Source organism: Nocardia sp. NBC_01327, from assembly GCF_035958815.1.
Classification (GTDB): Bacteria; Actinomycetota; Actinomycetes; order Mycobacteriales; family Mycobacteriaceae; genus Nocardia.
Window position 1 is genome coordinate 8,753,392 of the sequence record NZ_CP108383.1, and the last position, 24,575, is coordinate 8,777,966.

Sequence of the window (24,575 nt, forward strand, 5' to 3'; positions counted from 1 at the left end):
CTATCGGACTGCCCGCTGGCCGGTGGTATTGAGCACCGAGCCGATCTGGGCGAGGGCATCGGGCGCGGTCATTCGCCAGTGCGTGGCCTGCACCGCGTAGGTGTGCACCACACCGTCCACGGCATCGGTCCACCCGGTGACGCCGACCGTGCAGCTCGGATCGTCCAGCGCGGCCGCGAAATACAGCACATCGCCCTTGAATCGGCGCGGCCGGTATTCGCCGATGAGCGAGAGCGAGCGGACACCGGTGTCGATCACCCGGGTCACCCGATCGGCGCCCATGGACGCGAACGGCTCGGGCAGTTCGGACAGCCGCGCGACCAGCTCCGCCGGTTCCAGCGCCACACCGTCGAGGTCCGCGTCCACCAGACCGCCGAGCAGTTCGGCCACCGGGATTCGCACCCCGTCACCGACCTCGACCTGCAGCGAACTGTCCAGCATGGCCAGGGTCGCGACCTGCTGCCCCTGCTCCTGCAGCTGCACCGCGACCGAATGCGCCAGCACACCGCCGAGCGACCAGCCCAGCAGGTGGTACGGGCCCTCCGGCTGCACCGCGCGGATCTCCCGCACATAGCGGCCCGCCCACTCGTCGATCGAATCCGGCAGCGGCACATCCGCTCCCAGCGTCGGCGACTGCAGGCCGTACAGCGGCCGGTCGGCGTCCAGGTATGCGGCCAGACCCGCGAACGACCAGGACAGACCACCCACCGGGTGGATGCAGAACAGCGGCGCACCGGAGCCCGTCGTGCGCAGCGGCAACAGCACCTCGTACGCGGCATCGGCGCCGAACCCGCCGGAACCGTCACCGGTCAGCTGGGCGGTAAGGCCCGCCGGGGTCGGTGCGGTGAACAAGCGCGCGACCGGAACCCGTTCGCCCAGTGCGGCACTCAGCCGGGCCGCCAGCTTCACCGCGATCAGCGAGTTGCCGCCGAGCTCGAAGAAATTGTCGTCCAGGCCGATTCGCTCGATATGCAGCACCTCGGCGAAGGCCGCGCACACCGCGATTTCCAATGCCGTGGTGGCAGCGCGGAATTCGCGGAGGGCGAGCTCGGGTTCGGGCAATGCCTTACGGTCCAGCTTGCCGTTGACGTTCAGCGGCAGGGCATCGAGCACCACAAACGCCGACGGCACCATGTACGACGGCAGGACCGCCGACAGTGCCGACTTCACCTGCGGCACATCGGCGCCCGCGAGCGGGTCGGAAGGCACCAGGTAGGCCACCAGGCGGTCCGCTCCACTCCCCTGCGCGCCGGTGCGCTGATCGGACTTGGCCAGCACCGCGACCTGCGCGATCTCCGGCATGGCCAGCAGCGCCGCCTCGATCTCGCCCAGTTCGATACGGTAACCGCGGATCTTCACCTGGAAGTCGGTGCGGCCCCGGTATTCCAGCTCACCATTGGCAGCCCAGGCAACGAGGTCGCCGGTGCGGTACATGCGCTCACCGGCGGCGAACGGGTTCGCCACGAAGCGATCGGCGGTCAGATCGGCACGGCCGAAGTAACCGCGCGCCAACTGTGCGCCGGCCAGGTACAGCTCACCCGCAACACCCGCAGGCACCGGCCGCAGCCGCGAATCCAGCACGTACACCTGGCTGTTCCACTCGGGCGCACCGATGGATACCGAGCCCTGGTCGGCATCGGTGACCCGGTGCGAGGTGATCGAAACAGCAGCTTCGGTCGGGCCGTAGAGGTTGAACAGCTGTGCCGCCGGGTTCGCGGACCGGAAGCGCTGCGCCACGGTCGCGGGCAGCGCCTCACCGATGGCCAGCACCTGGCGCAGCGAACCGGCCAGTGCGCCACCGGATTCGATGAGCAGCGCGTCCAGCATGGACGGCACCGCGTGCAGCGTGGTGACCAGCTCGCGATCCATCAACTCGTTCAGGTACGCCGGATCACGATGACCCTCCGCCGAGGCGATGACCAGGCGACCACCGCAGACGGCGGCCGACCAGAACTCCCAGACCGAGAGATCGAAGGTGGCGGCGGTCTTGAGCAGCACCGCGTCATCGACACCGAGACCGAATTCAGCTGTCTTCCACAGCAACTGGTTCGCCACCGCGGCATGCGGCACCGCCACGCCCTTCGGGCGACCGGTCGAACCGGACGTGAAGATGATGTACGCCGTATTGGCGGCCGTCAGCTCCCGCACCCGCTCGGCGGTGGTGATCGGCCTATCGGAGTGGGCCGACAGATCGAGCTCGTCGATCCGAAGCACCGGAATATCGCTGGTGTGGATCCCGGCCGAAAGCGCGCCGGGATGACGGGGAGTGGTCCCTTCGGTGTCGGTCACGGCGAGTTCGAAGGCGTCGCGGGAGCTGGTGAGCACGCAGACCGGGGCGGCCGATTCCAGCACGTAGGCGGTGCGGTCGGCGGGCTGATCCGGATCCACCGGGACATACGCGGCACCGGCAACCGACACCGCGTACATGGCGACAACCAGATCGATCGAACGGCGCAGGGCCAGCGCGACCCGGTCCTCTGGACCGACACCCTGCGAGATCAGGTGCCGCGCCAGGCGATTCACCCGGGCACCGAGTTCGGTGTAGTCGAGCGCCGTGCCGTCCGGGCCGATGAGGGCGACCGTATCGGTACGGGCGGCGACGGTGGCATCGAGCAGCGTGGCCAGGGTCGCCGTGGTGTCCACGGTGCGGGCGGTCGTATTCCACTCGGTCAGCACCCGGTGCTGTTCGGTCCCGTCCAGCAGGTCGATATCACCGACGGGAGTACCGGCATCGACCGCGACGGCGGCGAGCAGGCGCAGGAACCGATCGGCGAAGAGCTGCACGGTGGCGGCGTCGAAAAGGTCGGCACCGTAGGTGATCACACCGCTGATGCCGGCCGGAGTCCCGTCGGCGCGGTAGTCGTCGCCGACGATCCAGTGCAGATCGAACTGCGAGACCTGGGTGTCGAAGTCGATACCGGAGACGGTCAGTCCCGGCAGTTCGAGGTTGGACTGCGCCAGGTTCTGGAACGACAGACCCACCTGGAACAGCGGATGCCGCGCGGTCGAACGCACCGGATTGAGCACCTCGACGAGGCGCTCGAACGGCACATCGGCATTCGCGAACACCTGCAGATCCATCTCCCGCTGGCGCGCAAGCAGATCGGCGAACGACTCTCCGCCCTCCACCCGGCTGCGGAACACCAGCGTGTTCACGAACATGCCGATCAGGTCGTCCAGCGCCGCTTCACCACGACCCGCCATCGGCGTACCGATCGCAATGTCATCGGTCCCCGAAAGCCGCGCCAACAGCACGGCCAGAGCCGTGTGCACGACCATGAACAGCGTCGCGCCCTGGGCCCGCGCCAATTCCGCCAGCGCGCGGTGGGTTTCGGCGTCGATGGACACCTCGACCTTGCCACCGGCGAAGGACTGCATCGCCGGACGCGGACGATCCGATGGCAGATCCAACTGATCCGGGAGCTCGGCAAGAGCCTGCTTCCAGAAGCCGACCTGCTGGGCGGCCAGCGACTCCGCGTCACTCTCCGCACCCAGCAGCTCACGCTGCCAGATCGAGTAATCGGCGTACTGCACCGCCAGCGGCGCCCACGCCGGCGCGTGACCGGCGGCCCGGGCCGCATAGGCGGTCACCAGATCGCGGGTCAGCGGCGCCATGGAGGAGCCGTCCGCGGAAATGTGGTGGATCACCAGCGCCAGTACGTAATCGGTGGCCAGACCGCCGATATCGAACAGTGCGACCTTCAGCGGCACCTCGGCGGTGACGTCGAAGCGGGCGCCGACCAGTCCGGCCACCGCATCGACGATCCGGTCCTCGGTAATGGTGCCGACCACCAGCTCCGGCAGCACCTGCGCGGCCGGGAGCACCACCTGCACCGGACCGTCCTCGGACTGCGGGTAGACGGTCCGCAGAATTTCGTGGCGCGCGACGATATCGCCGAGGGCCAGCCGCAGCGCGACCACATCCAGCTCACCGGTCAGGCGAATCGCGACCGGCACGTTGTAGGCGGTGGACTCGGTGTCGAACTGATTGAGGAACCACATGCGCTGCTGCGCCGGCGAGAGCGGAATCGCCTCCGGCCGTGGGCGAGCCACCAGCGCGGCACGCGCACCCGCACCGGCGGTACCGGCCAATCGGACGGCCAGCCCGGTCACGGTGGAATCCTCGAACAGCGCGCGGACCGGCACCTGGGTGTCGAGCGCCGCGCCGAGGCGTGCCGCGACCTGGGTGGCCAGCAGCGAATTACCGCCGAGGGCGAAGAAATCGTCGTCCGCGCCGACCAGCTCCGCGCCGAGCACCTCGGCGTAGACCTGCGCGACGGCCGTCTCGATTTCGCCTGCCGGAGCACGGAATTCACGCGCCACGAAGACCGGATCCGGCAGAGCCCCGCGATCCAGTTTGCCGTTCGCAGTGAGCGGCAGCGCATCCAGGATCACCCAGGCCGACGGCACCATGTAGGACGGCAGAGCGGCCGAGAGCACCGACTGCACGTGCGCCTGGTCGAGTACCGGGCCCGAGGACACCAGGTAGGCGACGAGGCGGTCGCCCGTGCGCTGATCGGACTTGGCGAGCACCGCGACCTGCGCGATCTCCGGCATGGCCAGCAGGGCCGCTTCGATCTCACCGAGCTCGATACGGAAACCACGGATCTTCACCTGGAAGTCGGTGCGGCCCCGGTATTCGAGCTCACCATTCGCCGCCCAGGCAACCAGATCACCCGTGCGGTACATGCGCTCACCGGCGGCGAACGGGTTCGCCACAAAACGATCGGCGGTCAGGTCGGCGCGACCGAAGTAGCCGCGCGCCAACTGCGCACCCGCCAGATACAACTCACCCGAAACACCGGCCGCAACCGGGTGCAGGCGCGAATCCAGCACGTAGACCTGGCTGTTCCACTCCGGAGCACCGATGGACACCGAACCCTGATCGGCATCGGTCACCGCATGCGAGGTGATCGACACCGCAGCTTCGGTCGGGCCGTACAGGTTGAACAGCTGCGCGGACGCATTGGCCTTACGGAAGCGCTGCGCGACCGTCGCGGGCAACGCCTCACCGATCGCCAGCACCCGATCCAGCGAAGCAGTCAGTGCGCCAGCGGATTCGGTGAGCAGCGCATCGAGCATGGACGGCACCACATGCAACGTGGTGACCTGCTCACGAGCCATCAACTCGTTCAGGTACGCCGGATCACGGTGACCATCGGCCGAAGCGATCACCAGTCGACCACCCGACACCGCGGCCGACCAGAATTCCCAGACCGAAAGGTCGAAGGTCGCAGCGGTCTTGAGCAGCACCGCATCATCGACCCCGAGACCGAATTCGGCGGTCTTCCACTGCAACTGGTTCGCCACCGCAGCATGCGGCAACGCCACACCCTTCGGGCGACCCGTCGAACCGGACGTGAAGATCACGTACGCGGTATGCGACGGCAACAGCGGCGAAACCCGCTCAGCATCGGTGATCGGCTCGACCGCAAGCGATTCCAGCGCCAGCTGATCCAGGCGCACCAAGGGTGCGGCCTCGGTGTTGAAGCGGGCCTCGGCATTGGTGAGCACGCACACCGGGGCGGCGGTCTCGAGAATGTAGTCCGTGCGCTCGGCGGGCTGATCCGGATCCACCGGCACATACGCGCCACCGGCGGCCGACACCGCGTACATCGCGACGACCAGATCGACCGAGCGCCGCAGTGCCAGCGCGACCCGCGACTCCGGGCCGACACCGATCGAGATCAGATGCCGGGCAAGACGATTCACCCAGTTGCCGAGTTCGGCATAGGTCAGCACCTCACCGTCCGGCCCGATCAGCGCGACAGCGGTCGGAGCGGCGGCCACGGTGGCGTTCAGCAGCGATACCAGAGTCGCGGCTGAATCAGTCTCGTGCGCAGTCGCATTGCGGGCGACAGTCAGTTCGGCACGCTCACCGGCGGCCAGCAATTCGATATCACCCACCGGGCGGGCGGCGTCAGCCACCACGGCGGTGAGCAGGCGCAGGAACCGGTCGGAGAACATCTGCACGGTAGCGGCATCGAAGAGATCCGCGCCGTAGGTGATCACACCACTGATGCCGGCCGGAGTCCCGTCGGCAAGGTAGCTGTCGCCAATGATCCAGTGCAGATCGAACTGCGAGATCTGGGTGTCGAAATCCAGACCGGAGACGGTCAGACCCGGCAGTTCGAGGCTGGACTGCGCCAGGTTCTGGAACGACAGACCCACCTGGAACAGCGGATGCCGCGCGGTCGAACGCACCGGATTGAGCACCTCGACGAGGCGCTCGAACGGCACATCGGCATTGGCGAACACCTGCAGATCGGCTTCACGCTGGCGCGCAAGCAGATCGGTGAACGACTCTCCGCCCTCCACCCGGCTGCGGAAAACCAGGGTGTTGACGAACATGCCGATCAGGTCATCGAGCGCTGCCTCACCACGACCCGCCATCGGCGTACCGATCGCAATATCGCCGGTCCCTGAAAGCCGCGCCAAGAGCACCGCGAGCGCTGTATGCACAACCATGAACAGGGTCGCATTGTTCGCCCGCGCGAGATCCGCGAGGGCGCGGTGGGTTTCGGCGTCGATGGACACCTCGACCTTGCCACCGGCGAAGGACTGCACTGCCGGGCGCGGACGATCCGACGGCAGATCCAACTGATCGGGCAGCTCGGCCAGAGCCTGCTTCCAGAAGCCGACCTGCTCGGCGGCCAGCGACTCCGCGTCGTCCTCGCTGCCCAGCAGCTCACGCTGCCAGATCGAGTAATCGGCGTACTGCACCGCCAGCGGCGCCCACGCCGGGGCGGCACCCGCGATCCGAGACTTGTAGGCGGACACCAGATCCCGGGTGAACGGCGCCATCGACGTGCCGTCACCGGCGATGTGGTGCATCACCAGGACCAGCACCCATTCCTGGGCTGCAGTATCCCCGAGGACCTCGATGAGCGCGGCCCGCAACGGCACCCCGGTGACCACATCGAAGCTGGTGCCCACCAGTTCGAGCACTGTGGCTTCGATATCCGCCGCCGGGACGGCAAGCCGTTCCAGCTCCGGTGTGGCCTCGCCGACGGGCAGGATGACCTGCACCGGTCCGGCGGGCGTCTGCGGGTAGACGGTGCGCAGGATCTCGTGGCGCGCAACGATATCCAGCACGGCCGCCTGCATGGCGCCGGCGTTCAGATCGCCGGACAGGCGGATGGCGACCGGAATGTTGTAGGCGGCCGATTCGGCATCGAAGCGGTTCAGGAACCACATGCGCTGCTGGGCGGGCGAGAGCGGAATCGCTTCCGGGCGTGGGCGAGCCGTCAGGGACGGGCGCGCGGCGATACCGCTGTAGCGCTGCACCTGCAGTGCCAGTTCGGCGACGGTCGACGCCTCGAATACGGCCCGGACCGGCACCTGGGTGTCGAGAGCCGCGCCGAGCCGCGCCACGATCTGGGTGGCCAGCAGCGAGTTGCCGCCGAGGGCGAAGAAATCGTCGTCCGCGCCGACTCGCTCGCTGCCGAGGACTTCGGTGAACACGCCCGCCACAATCACTTCGATCGAGGTGGACGGCGCACGGAAGACGGTGGCCTCGAACTCCGGCTCCGGCAATGCGTTTCGATCCAGCTTGCCGTTGACGTTCAGCGGCAGGGCATCCAGCACCACAAACGCCGACGGCACCATGTAGGACGGCAGCACTGCCGACAGGTCCGACTTCACCTGGGGCACTTCGATACCCGCGGGCAGATCAGCGGGCACCAGGTAGGCGACCAGGCGGTCACCGGTGCGCTGGTCCGACTTCGCGAGCACCGCGACCTGTGCGATCTCCGGCATGGCCAGCAGCGCCGCCTCGATCTCACCGAGCTCGATACGGAAACCACGGATCTTCACCTGGAAGTCCGTACGACCCCGATACTCCAGCTCACCATTCGCCGCCCAAGCGACAAGGTCACCCGTGCGGTACATGCGCTCACCAGCGGCGAACGGGTTCGCCACGAAGCGATCCGCAGTCAGATCCGCACGGCCGAAGTAGCCGCGCGCCAACTGCGCACCAGCCAGATACAGCTCGCCGGATACGCCGACCGGGACCGGCCGCAAGCGTGCGTCCAGCACGTACACACTGCTGTTCCACTGCGGCGCGCCGATGGACACCGAGCCCTGATCGGCATCGGTCACCGCATGCGAGGTGATGGACACCGCCGCCTCGGTCGGACCGTACAGATTGAACAGTTCCGTGCGCGGGGCCAGTTCCCGGACCCGCTGCGCGACGGCGGCGGGCAGGGCCTCACCGATGGCGAGAATGCGCCACAGACTGTCCGGCAGGCCATTGGCGGCCAGCGCGTCCAGCATGGACGGCACCACGTGCAGAGTGGTCACCCACTCCTGGGCGATCAGCTCGTTCAGGTACACCGGATCGCGGTGTCCGTCCGGTGTCGCGATGACGAGCCGGCCGCCGCTCACCGCGGCCGACCAGAATTCCCAGACCGAGAGGTCGAAGGTGGCGGCGGTCTTGAGCAGCACCGCATCCGCGGCATCCAGCGCGAATTCCGCGACCTTCCACTGCAATTGATTGGCAATGGCCGCGTGCGGCACCGCCACGCCCTTGGGGCGGCCGGTGGAGCCGGAGGTGAAGATCACGTACGCGGTGTGCGAAGGACGCAGCGGCGCACGGCGATCCGCATCCTGCACCGGCGCGCCGGAGTGCGCGGACAGGTCCAGCTCGTCCATGCGCAGCACCGGTGCGATATCGGTGTCGAATCCGGCATCGGCATTGGTCAGCACGCAGACCGGCGCGGCGGATTCCAGCACGTAGGCGGTGCGCTCGGCGGGCTGGTCCGGATCCACCGGCACATACGCGCCACCGGCGACCGTCACCGCGTACATGGCGATCACCAGATCGATGGAGCGGCGCAGCGCCAGCACCACCCGGTCCTCGGGACCGACGCCCTGCGAGATCAGCTGCCGGGCAAGGCGATTGACGCGCTCACCGAGTTCACCGTAGGTGAGTTCGGCCCGCCCGGCCCGGGTGCCGGGCAGATCCGCGACGATCGCGACCTCCCTGGGCTGCCGCGCGATACCGGCCGCCAGCAGCGAGGCCAACGTAGCCGTGGTGTCCACCGCATGCGCGGTGCTGTTCCACGCCCGCAGGATTCGCTCCCGCTCGGGCGCGGCCAGCAGCTCCACCTCCCCCACCGGAGTACCCGGTGCGGTGGTGACCGCCTCCAGCAATCGCCGGAACCGCTCCGCCAGATCCGCGACCGTCGAATGCTCGAACAGTGCGGTGGCATAGGTGATGGTCGCGAGCAGATCGGCCGCCGTGCCATCGGCCCGGTGCTGGGGGGCCACCACCAGATGCAGATCGAACTGTGAGATGGGGTTGTCGAATTCGGCTGCGCTGACGGTCAATCCGTCCAGTTCGAGGCCGGCTCCGCCCTGGTTCAGGAAGGAGAAGCCGATCTGGAAGAGCGGATGCCGGGCGGTGGAGCGGGCCGGGTTGAGCACCTCCACCAGCCGCTCGAACGGCACCTCGGCATGGGAGAAGGCCGCCAGGTCGGCGGCCTTGACCCGCTGCACCAGATCGGCGAAGGTCTCGCCGGAGCGAATATCGGTGCGCAGCACCAGGGTATTGACGAACATGCCGACCACGTCGTCGAGCACGGCCTCACCGCGACCGGCGATGGGCGTGCCGACGGAGATGTCGGCGCTGCCGGACAGCCGGGCCAGCAGGACCGCGAAGGCGGCGTGCACGACCATGAACGGCGTCGCGCCGTAGGCGAGCGCCAGTTCCTCCACGCGGGCGTGCAGGCTCGCGTCGAGGGTGAAATCGACCTCGCCGCCCGCGGTGGACACGATCGCCGGGCGCGGCCGATCGGTCGGCAGCGACAGTTGATCGGGCAGCTCCGCCAGGGTGTCCTGCCAGAATCGCAGCTGCCGGGAGAGCAGCGACTCGGCATCGTCCTCGGCGCCGAGCCGATCACGCTGCCAGAGCGTGTAATCCGCGTACTGCACCGCGAGCGGCGCCCAGCCGGGAGCCTGACCGGCGCGGCGCGCGTCGTAGGCGGTCATCACGTCACGGGTCAGCGGAGCCAGCGACGAACCGTCGGCGGCGATATGGTGCACGACCACCACCAGCACGAATTCATCGGTCGTTCCGGTGACCGCCAGCAGGGTCGCGCGCAGCGGCACGGCGGTGGTCACATCGAACGGGCGGGCGATGAATTCCGATACGGCGGCCGGCACCTCGTCCGCCGCCACCCCGATCGGTTCCAGGGTCGGGACGGGAGCCTGCTCGAGCGGCAGGATCACCTGTGCCGGACCGGATTCGGTGAGCGGGTAGACCGTGCGCAGCACCTCGTGACGGCCGATCACATCCCGGAGGGCGGCGGCGAGCGCGGCCACATCCAGAGCGCCGGAGAGCCGCATGGCCACCGGAATGTTGTAGGCGGCGGATTCCCCGTCGAGCCGGTTGAGGAACCACATGCGCTGCTGCGCCAGCGAGAGCGGCGTCGGACCGTTGCTCGTGCGCGGGGCCAGCACCGGACCGCTCGCGGCCGCATCGGCCGCGCCGAGCGCCGCGGCCAGGGCGGCCACGGTCGGCTGCTCGAAGACCGTGCGCATGGCGACCGCCACGCCCAGGCGGGCGGACAGGCGGGCCGACAGCTTGGCCGCACTCAGTGAATTGCCGCCCAGGCCGAAGAAATCGTCGTCCAGGCCGACGGCCGTGAGATCGACCTCGAGCACCTCGGCGATCACCGCGGCCACCGCGTGTTCGGCGGCGGTGACCGGCGCGCGGAATTCCGCCGCGCGGAAGACCGGCTCCGGCAGGGCCTTTCGGTCCAGCTTGCCGGTCGGGCTGAGCGGGATGGTCTCGAGCACCATGATCGCCGACGGCACCATGTACGCGGTGAGCGAGCGGGCCGCGAAGGCGCGCAGCTCGTCCACATCGACGGTGCGACCGGCGGCCGCGGTCACGTACGACACCAGCGAGACATCACCATTGGCGGCGGTGTGCCCGATGGTGGCGGCGAAATCGACGGCGGCGAAGGCCGACAGCGCCGCATCGATCTCACCGAGCTCGATGCGCAGACCGCGCACCTTCACCTGATCATCGGAACGGCCGACGAACTCCAGCGCGGGGTAATCGATGCCGCCGACATTGCGGGTGGCCCAGCGCACCAGGTCACCGGTGCGGTAGAGCCGCTCCCCCGGCGCGCCGTAGGGATCGGCCACGAAGCGACCGGCGGTCAGGCCCGGACGGTCGAAGTAGCCGCGTCCCAGAGCCGGTCCGCGCAAATACATTTCGCCGACAACACCGTCCGGCACCGGCTGCAGCCAGGTGTCGAGCACCGCGGCGGACATGCCGGGTACGAAGCTGCCCAGTACGGGGCTTTCACCCGGCCGCATGGCCGAGCTCATATTGGTGATCATGGAGGCTTCGGTGGGGCCGTACACGTTGTACAGCTCCCGGCCGGCGCCCCAGCGTTCGATCAGCTCCGCGCCGTAGGACTCGCCGCCGAGCGTGACGTGCTTGAGCCCCGGCACCTGCTTCGGGTCCATGGTCTGCAGCACCGACGGAGTCATGAAGGTCTGCGTAACCCGCTGGGTGCGGATCAGATCGCTCAATTCCGCGCCGCCGAACACATCGGCGGGAGCCACGACCAGGGCGGCCGCCACCGGCAGCGCCATGCACACCTCGAGCAGCGAGGCGTCGAAGCTCGGGGACGAACGGTTCAGCACCCGGTCGTCGGAGGTGGAGTGGCAGCGTTCGGTATTGGCCGCGCCGACACCCACGATGCCCGCGTGCGAGATGACGCAGCCCTTGGGCAGTCCGGTGGAGCCGGAGGTGTAGATCATCCAGGCCGCATTGGCGGCGCCCACCGGGCGGACCAGTTCGGCATCGTCGATCGGTGCGCCGCTGCGGCCGGTCAGATCGGACGCCACTTCGGGACCGTCGAAGACCAGCCAATCGGTCTGTGCCGGAAGGCCGTCCGCGTGGGCGGCGAGAGTCAGGCCGGTCACCGCGCCGGAGTCGGCGAGCATATGCGCGATGCGCGCGGCCGGATAGTTCGGGTCGATGGGCAGGTAGGCCGCACCGGTCTTGGCGATGGCCCACAGCGCCACCATCGATTCGAAGGAGCGCGGCACGGCGACGGCCACATAGTCCTCCGCGCCCACACCGCGGGCGATGAGCAGGCGGGCCAGTCGCGAGGACCGGTCGTCGAGCTCGGCGTAGGTCAGCGTGCCGGTCCGGCCGATCAGGGCCGGGCCGTGCGGGTTCGATTCGACTGCGGCCCGGATCATCTGGGCAAGGGTGCGAACCGGCTGTGCGCGCGGACCGCGGCGGTTCAGCACCTGGGCCCGCTCGTGCGGGGACAGCAGATCGATGGCGCCCAGGCACACCTGTGCGTCCGCGGTGATCGCGGCCAGCACCCGGCCGAACCGGCGCAGCAGCCCCGCGACCGTCGACTCCTCGAAAAGGTCGGTGGCATAGGTGATCTCGACGGCCAGATGGCCGTCCGCGTCGAGGTTCTCGCCGATGGTGAAGAGCAGATCGAACTTCGACATGGTGTCGCCCGCGTCGACGGCCTCCATCACCAGACCCGGGACCGCGCGAGCGCCCGATTCCAGATCCATATAGCTGAGGGCCACCGTGAACAGCGGATTCCGGCCCGGTGCGTGCTCGACGCCGAGTTCGGTCACCAGGCGTTCGAAGGGCACCGTGGCATGCGCGAACGCGGCCAGGTCCACCTCCCTGGTCTGCGCGAGCAATTCGGTGAAGGTCCGGCCGGGGGCCGGAGTGGTGCGCAGCGGCAGCGTATTGACGAACATGCCGACCAGCTCGTCGAGCGCCGCGGCCTCGCGACCGGCGACCGGGGTGCCGATGGCCACATCGTCGGAACCGGACATCCGGCCCAGCAGTACCGCCAGAGCGGCATGCAGCACCATGAACGGAGTCGCGCTGTGCCGCTGCGCCAGGGCGGTGATGCCCGCGCCGATGCCGCCGCCGAAGCGGCCGCGGACGACGCCGCCGCGCAGGGAGGCGATGGCCGGACGCGGATGATCCAGGGGCAGTGCGAGTTCGTCGGGCAGTTCGGCGAGTGCCGCACGCCAGTAGGCGATTTCGCGATCGGCGTGCAGTTCCAACACCTGCTGCTGCCAGAGCGTGTAATCGGCGTACTGGACCGGCAGCGGCTGCCACTGCGGCGCCACTCCGATCAGCCGCGCCAGATAGGCCGCGACCAGATCACGCAGCAGCGGGTTCATCGAAACACCGTCGCCGGCAATGTGATGCAGCACGATCACCAGGACGTGGCTGGTATCGGATTCGCGCAGCAGCAGGGCCCGGACCGGGACCTCGGTGGTGACATCGAAACCGCGCGTGACGGTTTCGGCCAGCCGGCGCTCCAGCGGGCCGGTGAGGGATTCCACCTCCAACTGCATGGCGGTGTGCGGCGGCAGGATGACCTGGTGGCCGGCGCCCTCGGCATCGATCGGATAGACGGTGCGCAGCACCTCGTGCCGGGTCACCACATCGGTGATGGCCAGTCGCATTGCGGCGTAATCGATCTCGCCGACAATGCGGACCGCGATCGGAATATTGTGCGCGGCCGAATCCGGATCGAGCCGGTTCATCAGCCACATGGACTGCTGCGGGGCCGAGAGCGGAATCCGGTCCGGGCGCGGACCCGCGACGAGTGCGGGCAGTGCGGGGGTCGTATCGTCGCCGCCGAGTCGCGCGGCCAGGGCCTGCACCGTGCCGGCCTCGAAGAGCAGGCGCACCGGAATGCGCTGCCCGAGCCGCTCGCCGATGCGGGAGAGCACCCGGGTGGCGATGAGCGAATTGCCGCCCAGCGCGAAGAAGTCGTCGTCCAGACCGACCTGCTCGAGCCCGAGGATCTCGGCGAAGACCGCGGCCACCGCCTGTTCGGCGGCGGTGCGCGGCGCCCGGTAGGCGGTGGCTTCGAACACCGGCGCCGGCAGCGCCGCGTGATCGAGCTTGCCGTTGACGGTCAGCGGAATCCGGTCCACCGTCACAATGGCCGACGGGACCATGTACTCGGGCAGTCGCAGCGCGACGGCATGACGCAGCTCGGCCGCATCGAGAGCGCCGGGGGCGACCACATAGCCGACAATGCGGTCCGCGCCGAGAGATTCGTCGTGGCGCACGATGACCGCGGCCTCGCGAATACCGGTCTCGGACAGCAGGGCCGCTTCGATCTCGCCGAGCTCGATGCGGAAGCCGTGCAGGTTCACCTGCTGGTCGGCGCGGCCGAGGTACTCCAGCTCACCGGTGGCCGTCCAGCGTGCGACGTCGCCGGTGCGGTAGGCGAGCGATCCGGCGGGACCGTACGGGTCGGCGATGAAGCGGACGGCGGTCAGATCCGGGCGGTTCAGGTAGCCGCGGGCCAGCTGCCCACCGGAGACATAGAGCTCGCCGGGCACACCCGCCGGAACCGGGCGCAGCCGCGAATCCAGCACGCGCACCGTCAAACCGGGCAGAGCTCCGCCGATGACGCTGGCGGAACCGGTCTCGGCGGTGATCGGGCGGTACGAGACGTGCACCGTGGTCTCGGTGATGCCGTACATGTTCACCAGCGCCGGAGACTGCGGATGCCGGTCGAACCACGGGCGCAGGCGCTGCGGTTCGAGCGCCTCACCACCGAAGACGACATGGCGCAGGGCGAGCTCGTCATCGGCTTCGGCATCGGCGGCGATGAGCTGATAGAACGCGGACGGCGTCTGGCTGAGCACCGTGACCCGCTGTGCGGCAAGCAGTTCCCGGAACTGCTGCGGCGAGCGCGAGGTGAAGTAGTCGACCACCACCACGCTGCCGCCGTAGAGCAGCGCGCCCCACAGCTCCCACACCGAGAAGTCGAAGGCGTAGGAGTGGAACATGGTCCACACGTCCGACGCGTCGAATCCGTAGTGCTGCTGCGAATTGTCGAACAGTGCCACCACATTCCGGTGCGGGATGACAACGCCCTTGGGGCGGCCGGTCGAACCCGAGGTGTAGATGACGTAGGCGGTATTGCCATCGGCCAAGGGCGCCAGGCGATCCGCGTCGGTGATCGGTGCGGCATGACCGCCGTCGAGATCCACGGTATCGAGATCGAGGACGAGGCCGTCGAACCAGTTCGCGGGCAGATCGGCTGCGGCGCTGCTGATCGCGCACACCGGGCGGGCGTGGTCGATCACGTACGCAATACGATCGGCCGGGTAGTTGGGGTCGATGGGCAGATAACCGCCACCGGCCTTCACCACCGCGAGCAGCGCGACGACGAGCTCGGCGGTGCGCGGAAGGGCCACGGCCACCAGCGATTCCGGGCCGACACCCGAGGCGATCAGCAGGCGGGCGAGACGGTTGGACCGGGCGTCCAGCTCGGCGTAGGTCAGGGCGACCGCGCCGGCGCGGACCGCCACCGCCCGCGGATCGAGCAGCGCGGCCGCGGCGAAGCGGTCCGCGATGGTGCCGGTTCCGGCGAGATCCACTCCGGCGCTGGACCATTCGTACAGCGCCCGCTGCTGCTCGGCGCTGCTCAGCAGTTCGATATCACCGACGATGACGGCGGGATCGGCCGTGACGGCGGTCAGCACCTGCTCCAGCCGGCGGGCCAGCACCTCGATGGAGGCCGCGTCGAAGAGATCGGTGGCGTAGGTGAAGCGGATGGCGTCATCCGCCACCGTCACCTGCAGGTCGAATTTGCTGCTCTCGTAGTCGAAGTCGTAGCCGCCGACCTCGATGCCGGGCAGGCGCACGGTGATCGGGTCGAAGTTCTGCAGGGCCAGCACCACCTGGACCAGCGGGTGCCGGGCCGCCGAACGCGGCGGATCCAGCACCTCCACCAGGCGTTCGAACGGCACCTCGGCGTGGTCGAAGGCCGCCAGATCGGCGGCCCGGGCCCGGCCGAGCACGGCGCTGAAGGGCTCCGATTCCGACACCTGCAGCCGCAGCACCAGGGTGTTGACGAACATGCCGATCAGATCGTCGAGGGCCGCCTCACCGCGACCGGCGACCGGTGCGCCGACGGCGATATCGCCGGTGCCGGACAGGCGGGCCAGCAGCACCGCGAGCGCGGCGTGCAGCACCATGAACTCGGTGGCCTCGTGCCGGTCGGCGACCGCCGCGATACCGGCGCGCAGGGCCGCGGGCAGCGGTACGACGAGCGCGCCGGCCGCATTCGAGGCGACCGGGGGGCGCGGCCGGTCGGTGGGCAGCTCGAGCTGTGCGGGCAGGCCGCCGAGCGCCTCTCGCCAGTAGTCGAGCTGCTGTGCCGCAACCGATTTCGGATCGTCCTCGGCGCCCAGCAGTTGCTGCTGCCACAGCGCGTAATCGGCGTACTGCACCGTCAGCGGCTGCCACTGCGGCTCGGCGCCGGTGGTGCGGGCCAGATAGGCCCGGGCGATGTCCTGGGCCAGCGGGGCCAGGGAGAAACCGTCGGCGGCAATGTGGTGCACCACCAGGGCCAGGACGAACTCCCGCTCGGAGAGCGTGCCGACACCGATGCGCAGCGGGGCCTCCGAGGTCACGTCGAAGGGGGTCATCACCAGCGCGGACAGTTCGGCCGTGAGATCGGCGGCGGTGAAGCGGGTGACCGCGGGCATGAAGCCGCGCGGCAGAATCCGCTGGTAGCCGATGCCGTCGAGCTCCGGGTACACGGTGCGCAACGTCTCGTGCCGGTCGACCACATCGAGCAGGGCGGCGCTCAGTGCGGCGGTGTCCACCGCACCGGTGAGCCGCAGCACGATCGGGATGTTATTGACCGTCTCCAGCGGATCGAACCGGTTCAGGAACCAGATGCGGCGCTGGGCCGGTGAGAGCGGCACCAGATCCGGGCGCGTGGCCGCGACCAGGACCGGACGCTCCGAGCCGCCCTGACGCTGGGCGGCGCGGGCCGCCAGCGCGGCGACCGTGGGCGCCTCGAACAGCAGGCGCATCGGAATATCGGCGTCCAGGGCCGCGCCCAGGCGGGCCACCAGGCGGGTGCCCATGAGCGAATTGCCGCCGAGGGCGAAGAAGTCGTCGTCCGCGCCGACCCGCTCGATACCGAGCAGATCGGCGATGATCTCGGCGACCGCGCGTTCCGCCGCCGTGGCGGGGGCCCGGTAGGAGGTGGCCTGGAACTCCGGTTCCGGCAGGGCCTTTCGATCCAGCTTGCCGGAGGAGTTGAGCGGGAAGGCGTCCAGCGCCACGAAGGCGGCGGGCACCATGTACGGCGGCAGCACCTCGGCGAGCTGTGCGCGCACCTGGTCCAGGGACAGGTGCGCACCCTGGTCGGCGACCAGGTAGGCGACCAGCTGATCGCCCAGCCGCTCGTGGCTGCGCGCCACCACCACCGCCTGGGTGACGGAATCGAGGGCGATGAGCGCGGTTTCGATCTCACCGAGCTCGATGCGCTGACCGCGCAGCTTCACCTGGAAATCGGTGCGGCCGATGTACTCCAGGCGCTCGGAGCGAGCGCCGTCGGCGGCACGCCACACCACCAGGTCGCCGGTGCGGTACATGCGGGCGCCGGGCTCGAAGGGGTTGGCCACGAAGCGATCCGACGTCAGATCGGGACGGCGCACATAGCCGCGCGCCAGCTGATCACCGGCGAGGTAGAGCTCACCCGGCACACCGGCCGGGACCGGACGCAGCCGCGAATCCAGGACGAAGACCCGGGAGTTCCACTGCGGCAGGCCGATCGGCACCGATCGGACGTCCTCGCCTGCGGCCTGCCAGTACGTGATCGACACGGCGGCCTCGGTCGGGCCGTACAGGTTGTGCACCTTGATGCCGTCGCCCAGCGCGAGCACGGCGTTCACCGTCTCCGGCGGCAGGGCCTCACCGATGACGAACACATCCCGCAGGGTCGGCAGCGTGCCGGCGGCGGTCTGCGCCGCGAATACCGTCAGCATCGACGGTACGAAGTCGGTGACCGTCACACCCTGCGCCGCAATGGTTTCGGCGATGTAGTCGGTATCGCGATGGCCGTCATGGGTGGCCACGACCAGGGTCGAACCACTGCGCAGCGGCATGAAGTAGCCCCACAGCGATACGTCGAACGTGGTCGCGGTCTTCTGGAAGTACACATCCCGCGGGCCCATGGGGAATTCGGCGAGCATCCAGGCGGTCTGATTGTGGATCGCGCCGTGCGAGACGGCCACGCCCTTGGGGCGTCCGGTCGAACCCGAGGTGAAGATGGCGTACGCCGGATTGTCCGCGCGGACCGGGCGCAGCAGCTCCGACTCGGCGACCGGAGTGGTCGAGAAGCCTTCCAGCGCAACCTCGTCCAGCAGGAACACAGCGGTGCCCTCGGACACCGGCACCGCGTCGGCGGTCGTGGACAGCACACAGGCGGGCTGCGCGGTGTCGAGAATATGCGCGATGCGCTCGGCCGGGTGATCGGGATCGAGCGGAACCCAGGCGCCACCGGCGGTGACGATCGCGTACATGCCGACAACCAGATCCAGCGAGCGGCGAATGGCCAGGCCCACCAGGGACTCCGCGCCGACGCCCTGCGAAATCAGCAGGCGGGCCAGCTGATTGACCCGGGCGTCGAACTCGGCGTAGGTCAGCTGTGCGCCCTCGTACACGACCGCGACGGAGTCCGGGTACCGCACGACCGCGCGCCGGTAGCCGTCGAGCAGCAGCTCGGGCGCAACCGGGTAGCGGGTCTCGTTCCAGTCCAGCAGCATTCGCGAACGCTCGGCGGTCTCCAGCAGTTCGATCTCGCCCACCGGCAGCGCCGGATCGGCGACGGCCGCGCGCAGGATGCGCGTGAACCGGTCGGCGAACTCCCGCATGGTGGCGGCGTCGAAGAGATCGGTGGCGTAGCGCAGTACCCCGAACAGCGCGGTACCGCCGTCCGCCGCACCCTCGGTCAGGGCCAGCGAGAGGTCGAACTGAGCGCTCACGTTCTCCATCGGGAACGCCGCGACCTCGAGTCCGGGCAGCACCAGCACGCTGTCGTCGCGGTGCTCGAAGGTGAGCAGCGCCTGCACGATCGGCGAGTAGGCCTGCGAGCGCGCCGGATTCAATTCGTCGACCAGGCGCTCGAACGGCAGGTCGGCATTGGCGAAGGCCCGCACATCGGTATCGCGGACGGTGCCGAGCAGCTGGGCGAACGAGGCGTCCGGGGCCACCCGGGTGCGCAGCACCAGGGTGTTGACGAACATGCCGACCATATCGTCGAGGGCCTGTTCGGAGCGGCCCGCGATCGGGGTGCCGATGACGATATCCTCGGTGCGCGCCAGGCGGGAGAGCAGGGCGGCGTAGGCGGCGTGCACCACCATGAAGGTCGAAACACCGTGGCGGCGAGCCAGTTCCGCGATATCGGCGGTGGCTGCGGCGGGGATCTCGAAGGCGAGGGCGGAACCGCGACCGGTGGCCACCGCCGGGCGGGCCCGATCGGTGGGCAGCTCCAGCAGCGGATCGAGCCCGGCCAGTTCGGTGCGCCAGTGCACGATCTGCTTGCCCAGCACCGAATCCGGATCGGCGACATCGCCGAGCACCTCGTGCTGCCAGAGCGTGAAGTCGGCGTACTGCACGGGCAGCGGCGCCCACTGCGGAACCTGGCCTGCCGTGCGGGCGGCGTAGGCGACCATGAGATCGCGGGCCAGCGGTGCGGTGGAGACGCCGTCGGCGGCGATGTGGTGCGTCACCACGACCAGCACGTACTCCGGAACAGACGGTTCCGGATCGCCGGCACGCAACGGCACAGTATTTGCTGCACGCAGCAGTGCCCCACGCACCGGGGCCTCGGTGCGCAGATCGAAACCGTGGTCCAGGATTTCGGCGACCGCGGCGGCCAAATCGGCGGTGTCGAGCGCGGTGAGCTCCGGCAGGTTCAGCTCCGCGACGGAGTGCACGACCTGCCGCGGACCCTCGGCGTCCTCCGGGAAGAGGGTGCGCAGCGATTCGTGCCGCTCCAGCACATCCAGGAAGGCGTCCCGCAGCGCGGGCACATCCAGATCACCGGTGAGCCGGATGGCGGACGGGATGTTGTAGACCGGCGATTCCGAATCCAGGCGATTGAGCAGCCACATGCGGGTCTGCGCCAGCGACAGCGGGATTCGCTCCGGACGCGGGCGCGGGGCCAGCGGCACGGCGGGCGCGCCCGGCCGGGTGGCGCGGACGGCCAGCTCGGCGACGGTCGGGGCCTCGAACACCTCGCGGACGCTCAGCTCACAGCCCAGTGCCGCATTGGTGCGGGCTACCAGGCGCATGGCCAGCAGCGAATTGCCGCCGCGGCCGAAGAAGTCGTCGTCGGCGCCGATCGGGCCGCTGCCGAGCAGATCGGCGATGACGGTGGCCAGCACCGCTTCCGCACCTTCGCGCGGCGCCCGGTAGGGCACCGTGGCGGCGGTGAACTCGACCTGCGGCAGGGCCTTGCGGTCGAGCTTGCCGACGGTGGTGAGCGGCATGCGGTCCAGGACGACCAGATGTGCGGGCGTCATATAGGCGGGCAGCCGGGTGCGGGCCTGGGCCAGCACGGTCTCGGCGGTGAGCGGGCTGCCGGAATCCGGTGCGCCGGAGATATATCCGACGAGGCAGTCGGCGCCGGCGCTGTCCTTGGCCAGTAGCACGGCGGCATTGGCGACACCGTCCGCGGCCAGCAGCGCCGCCTCGATCTCGCCGAGTTCGATGCGCTGGCCGCGCAGCTTCACCTGGAAGTCGTTGCGGCCCAGGTACACCAGATCACCATGGCGGTTCCAGCGCACCAGGTCGCCGGTGCGGTACATGCGGGTGCCGGGTACGCCGAACGGGTCCGCGACAAAGCGTTCCGCGCTGAGCGAACTGCGGCCCTGGTAGCCGCGGGCCAGCTGATCGCCGGCCAGATAGAGCTCACCCGTGACACCGGTGGGCACCGGACGGCAGCGGGCGTCGAGCACATAGGCGCGGGTGTTCCAGTTCGGGCGGCCGATGGCGACCTCGAACTCCGGATCCGCATCCGAGAACTCGTGGTAGATGGTGGAAATCGCCGCTTCGGTGGGGCCGTACGCATTGTGCACGGAGCCGCCGACATGGGCGCGCAGCTGGCCGAGCAGTTCGGCGGGCAGCGCCTCACCACCGGTGTGCAGATGCCGGAACGAGCGCAGCGCATCGCCGCGGCCCTCCGCGACCAGCGCGGCCAGCACCGACGGCACATGCTCGGCGATGGTGACGCCGTACTCGCGCATGAGATCGGCCAGATAGTCCAGATCCTGATGACCGCCGGGACGCGGAATCACCAGCGGCGCACCGACGAGCGCGGGCAGGAAGCACTCCCACACCGAGACGTCGAAGCTCAGCGGCGCGCGCTGCATGATGCGGTCCGCACCGGTGACCCGGTACCGGGATTCGAGCCAGCGCAGCTGGTTCATGATCGCGCGGTGGCTGGTGGCCACACCCTTGGGCAGGCCGGTCGAGCCGGAGGTGAACAGCACGTAGGCGAGATTGTCCGGGCGCAGGACGCCGAGCCGGTCCGCATCGGTGAGCGGGGCGGCGGACAGGTCCGACAGGTCCAGCCCGTCGACCTCGACCACCCGCACGCCGTCGAGTTCGGGCAGCGTGGCACCGCCGACCGAGAGCACCAGGGTGGTGTTCGAGGTGTTCAGCACATGCATCAGGCGGTCGGCCGGATACGCCGGATCGACCGGAACGTAGGCCGCGCCCGCCTGTACCACGGCGAACAGCGCGGCGACCATATCGAAGGACCGCTGCGCGGTGACGCCGACGATGGCGTCCGGGCCGACGCCTGCCGAGACGAGGTGGCGCGCAAGACGATTCGCCTGATCGGCCAGTTCGGCGTAGGTGCGGGTCTCGCCCTCGAAGATCAGGGCGACAACGTCCGGATCCTGCGCCGCCCGCGCATCGAGCAGATCGGCGAGCGTTTCGCGGGGCAGCGGCCGGACGGTGGCGTTGCGGTCCACCAGCAGCAGGCCGCGCTCGGTGGCCGACATGAGCTCGATATCACCGGCGGGGACACGAGTATCGGCGACGAGCGCGCGCAGCACCCGCTCGTAGCCGGACAGGAACTCGGTGACGGTGGACTCATCGAACAGATCCAGCGCATACACGAGGTGCACATCGAGTCCGGCGGGCGTGCCGTCGGCCGCGGTGTTCTCCCACAGCGTCCAGTCGACATCGAATTGCACGGTGGTGACGTCGATGTCGACGGGCGCGAGGGCCAGATCATTCAGCTGGAAGTCGGCCCGGGCCATGTTCTGCAGCGTCAGCGTCACCTGGGTGAGCGGCGAATGTGCCTGCGAGCGCACCGGATTCAGCGCATCGACCAGGGTCTCGAACGGCACCGCGGCATGATCGAAGGCCGCCACATCGGTATCGCGCACCAGGTCGAGCAGCTCGCCGAGCGGCATATCGGGCCGCACCTCGGTGCGCAGCACCAGGGTATTGACGAACATGCCGACCAGATCGTCGAGCGCCTCCTCACCGCGACCCGCCACCGGAGTGCCGATGACGATATCGCTGGTACCGGACAGCCGTGCCAGCAGCACGGCCAGGGCGGTGTGCAGCACCATGAACAGGGTCACGCCCTGTGCGGCGACGAATTCCAGGACGGCGGCGTGCAATTCGGCGTCGAGGTGGCTGCTGACGGTGCCGCCGCGACCGGTCGCGACGGGCGGGCGCGGTCGATCCGCGGGCAGGGCGAGCAGATCCGGGACACCGGCCAGGGCGCCGGTCCAGAAGCGCAGCTGCTGCGCCAGTTCGGAATCCGGGTCCGTCACACTGCCCAGCGTCGAGCGCTGCCAGAGAGCGAAGTCGGCGTACTGCACCGGCAGGGGCGCCTGATCGGGCGCGCTGCCCGCGGCGCGAGCCACGTAGGCGGTGGCCAGATCCCGGGTGAGCGGGGCCAGGGACCAGCCGTCGGAAGCGATGTGATGCACCACGAACAGCATGACGTGCTCGTCCTCGGCCAGCCGGAGCAGCCGGATCCGCAGCGGCACCTCCACCGTCACATCGAAGACGGTGTTCGCCACGGCATCGACCACCGCGGGCAGGTCGGCGGCGGTCACGGTTTCGAGCGCGAGATCCATCAGCCGGGTTCCGGCGGGCAGCACCACCTGGGTGGCCTCGCCGTCGTGCTCCGGGTACAGGGTGCGCAGGGTTTCGTGGCGGTCGATCAGATCTCCGACCGCGGCCTGCAGGGCGGGCACATTCAGGGTGCCGGTCAGGCGCAGCGCGAACGGAATGTTGTAGGAGGTCGCTGCGCTGCCCACATCGAAACGATTGAGGAACCACATGCGCTGCTGGGCGATGGACAGCGGGATGATGTCGCCGCGCTGCTGCGGGACCAGCGGCGCCACCGCCGGGGCGGCAGCCGCGCTCAGGTCGGTGAGCCGCACGGCCAGGGCGCGCACGGTGGCAGCCTCGAAGATGGTGCGCAGCGGGACTTCCACGCCGATCGATTTGCCGAGGCGGGCGGCCAGCTGGGTGGCGATGAGCGAGTTGCCGCCGAGCTTGAAGAACACGTCGTCGGCGCCGACCGGTTCGTCGAGACCGAGCAGCACGGTGAAGGTATCGGCGATCAGCTGTTCGGTCGCGGTGAGGGGAACCGTGACTTCCAGCGGGGTGACCTCCGTCGCGGGCAGCGCGCCGCGATCCAGCTTGCCGTTCGGGGTCAGCGGCAGCTCGCCGATGACCACGACGGCGTCGGGAACCATATCGGCGCTGAGGAATTCGGCCATTGCCTCGCGCAGCGCGAGGGAATCGAGCGCGATACCGGCATCGGGTACCGCATAACCGATGAGCCGATCGCCGATCTGCTCCTCTGACCGCACCACCACGGCGGCCTCGCGGACCCCGGGGCAGCGCAGCAGTGCGGCCTCGATCTCCCCGAGTTCGATCCGCAGGCCGTGCAGCTTGACCTGGAAGTCGTTGCGGCCCAGGTACTCCAGTTCGCCCTCCGAGTTCCACACGGCGAGATCGCCGGTGCGGTACATGCGGGCACTGTCACCGAAGGGATTGGCCACGAAGCGATCCGAGGTCAGATCGGCGCGTGCGACGTAGCCGTGTGCCAGCTGATCACCCGCGAGGTAGAGCTCGCCCGCGACGCCCACCGGAACCGGGCGCAGACGCGAATCGAGCACGTACACCTGGGTATTGAAGACCGGCGCACCGATCGGCACCGAGGCGGTATCGGCCGCGGTCACCTCGTGATACGTGACATCGACGGCCGTCTCGGTCGGGCCGTACAGGTTGTGCAGCTCACCACCGGTGATCGCACGCAGGCGCTGCGCCGGCTCGGCCGTGAGCGCCTCGCCGGAGGTGAACACCATGCGCAGGCCGGTGCACGCGGCCGCGGCCGCCTCGGCGAGGAAGTCCGAGAGCATGGACGGCACGAAGTGGGTGACCGTCACGCCCGCGCGGGTGATGAGTCCGGCCAGGTAGGCCGGGTCACGGTGCCCGTCCGGTGCGGCGACGATCAGCTTGGCGCCGATCTGCAGGGGCCAGAAGAACTCCCACACCGACACATCGAAGGTGGCCGGGGTCTTCTGCAGGACGATATCGGCGGCGGTCAGCCCGTACTCGGACTGCATCCACACCAAACGGTTGACGATCGCCGAGTGCGGCACCGCCACACCCTTGGGACGGCCCGTCGAACCCGAGGTGAAGATGACATACGCGGTATTGGAATCCCGCAGCGGCGCACGGCGATCCGCATTGTCCA

The 24,575-nt window shown here is 69.2% G+C and carries 1 protein-coding gene (running past one end of the window); it reads right to left on the bottom strand.

Features of this window, described 5'->3' with window-relative positions; genetic code table 11:
- A protein-coding gene (locus tag OG326_RS40265) for a non-ribosomal peptide synthase/polyketide synthase (protein ID WP_327142335.1) crosses the window boundary here: on the bottom strand, nucleotides 1-24,575 show its 3' portion. 13,699 nt of this gene lie beyond the right edge of the window; only the last 24,575 of its 38,274 coding nucleotides appear in the window; its start codon lies beyond the right edge, outside the window — the gene reads right to left on this strand; the stop codon is at nucleotides 1-3.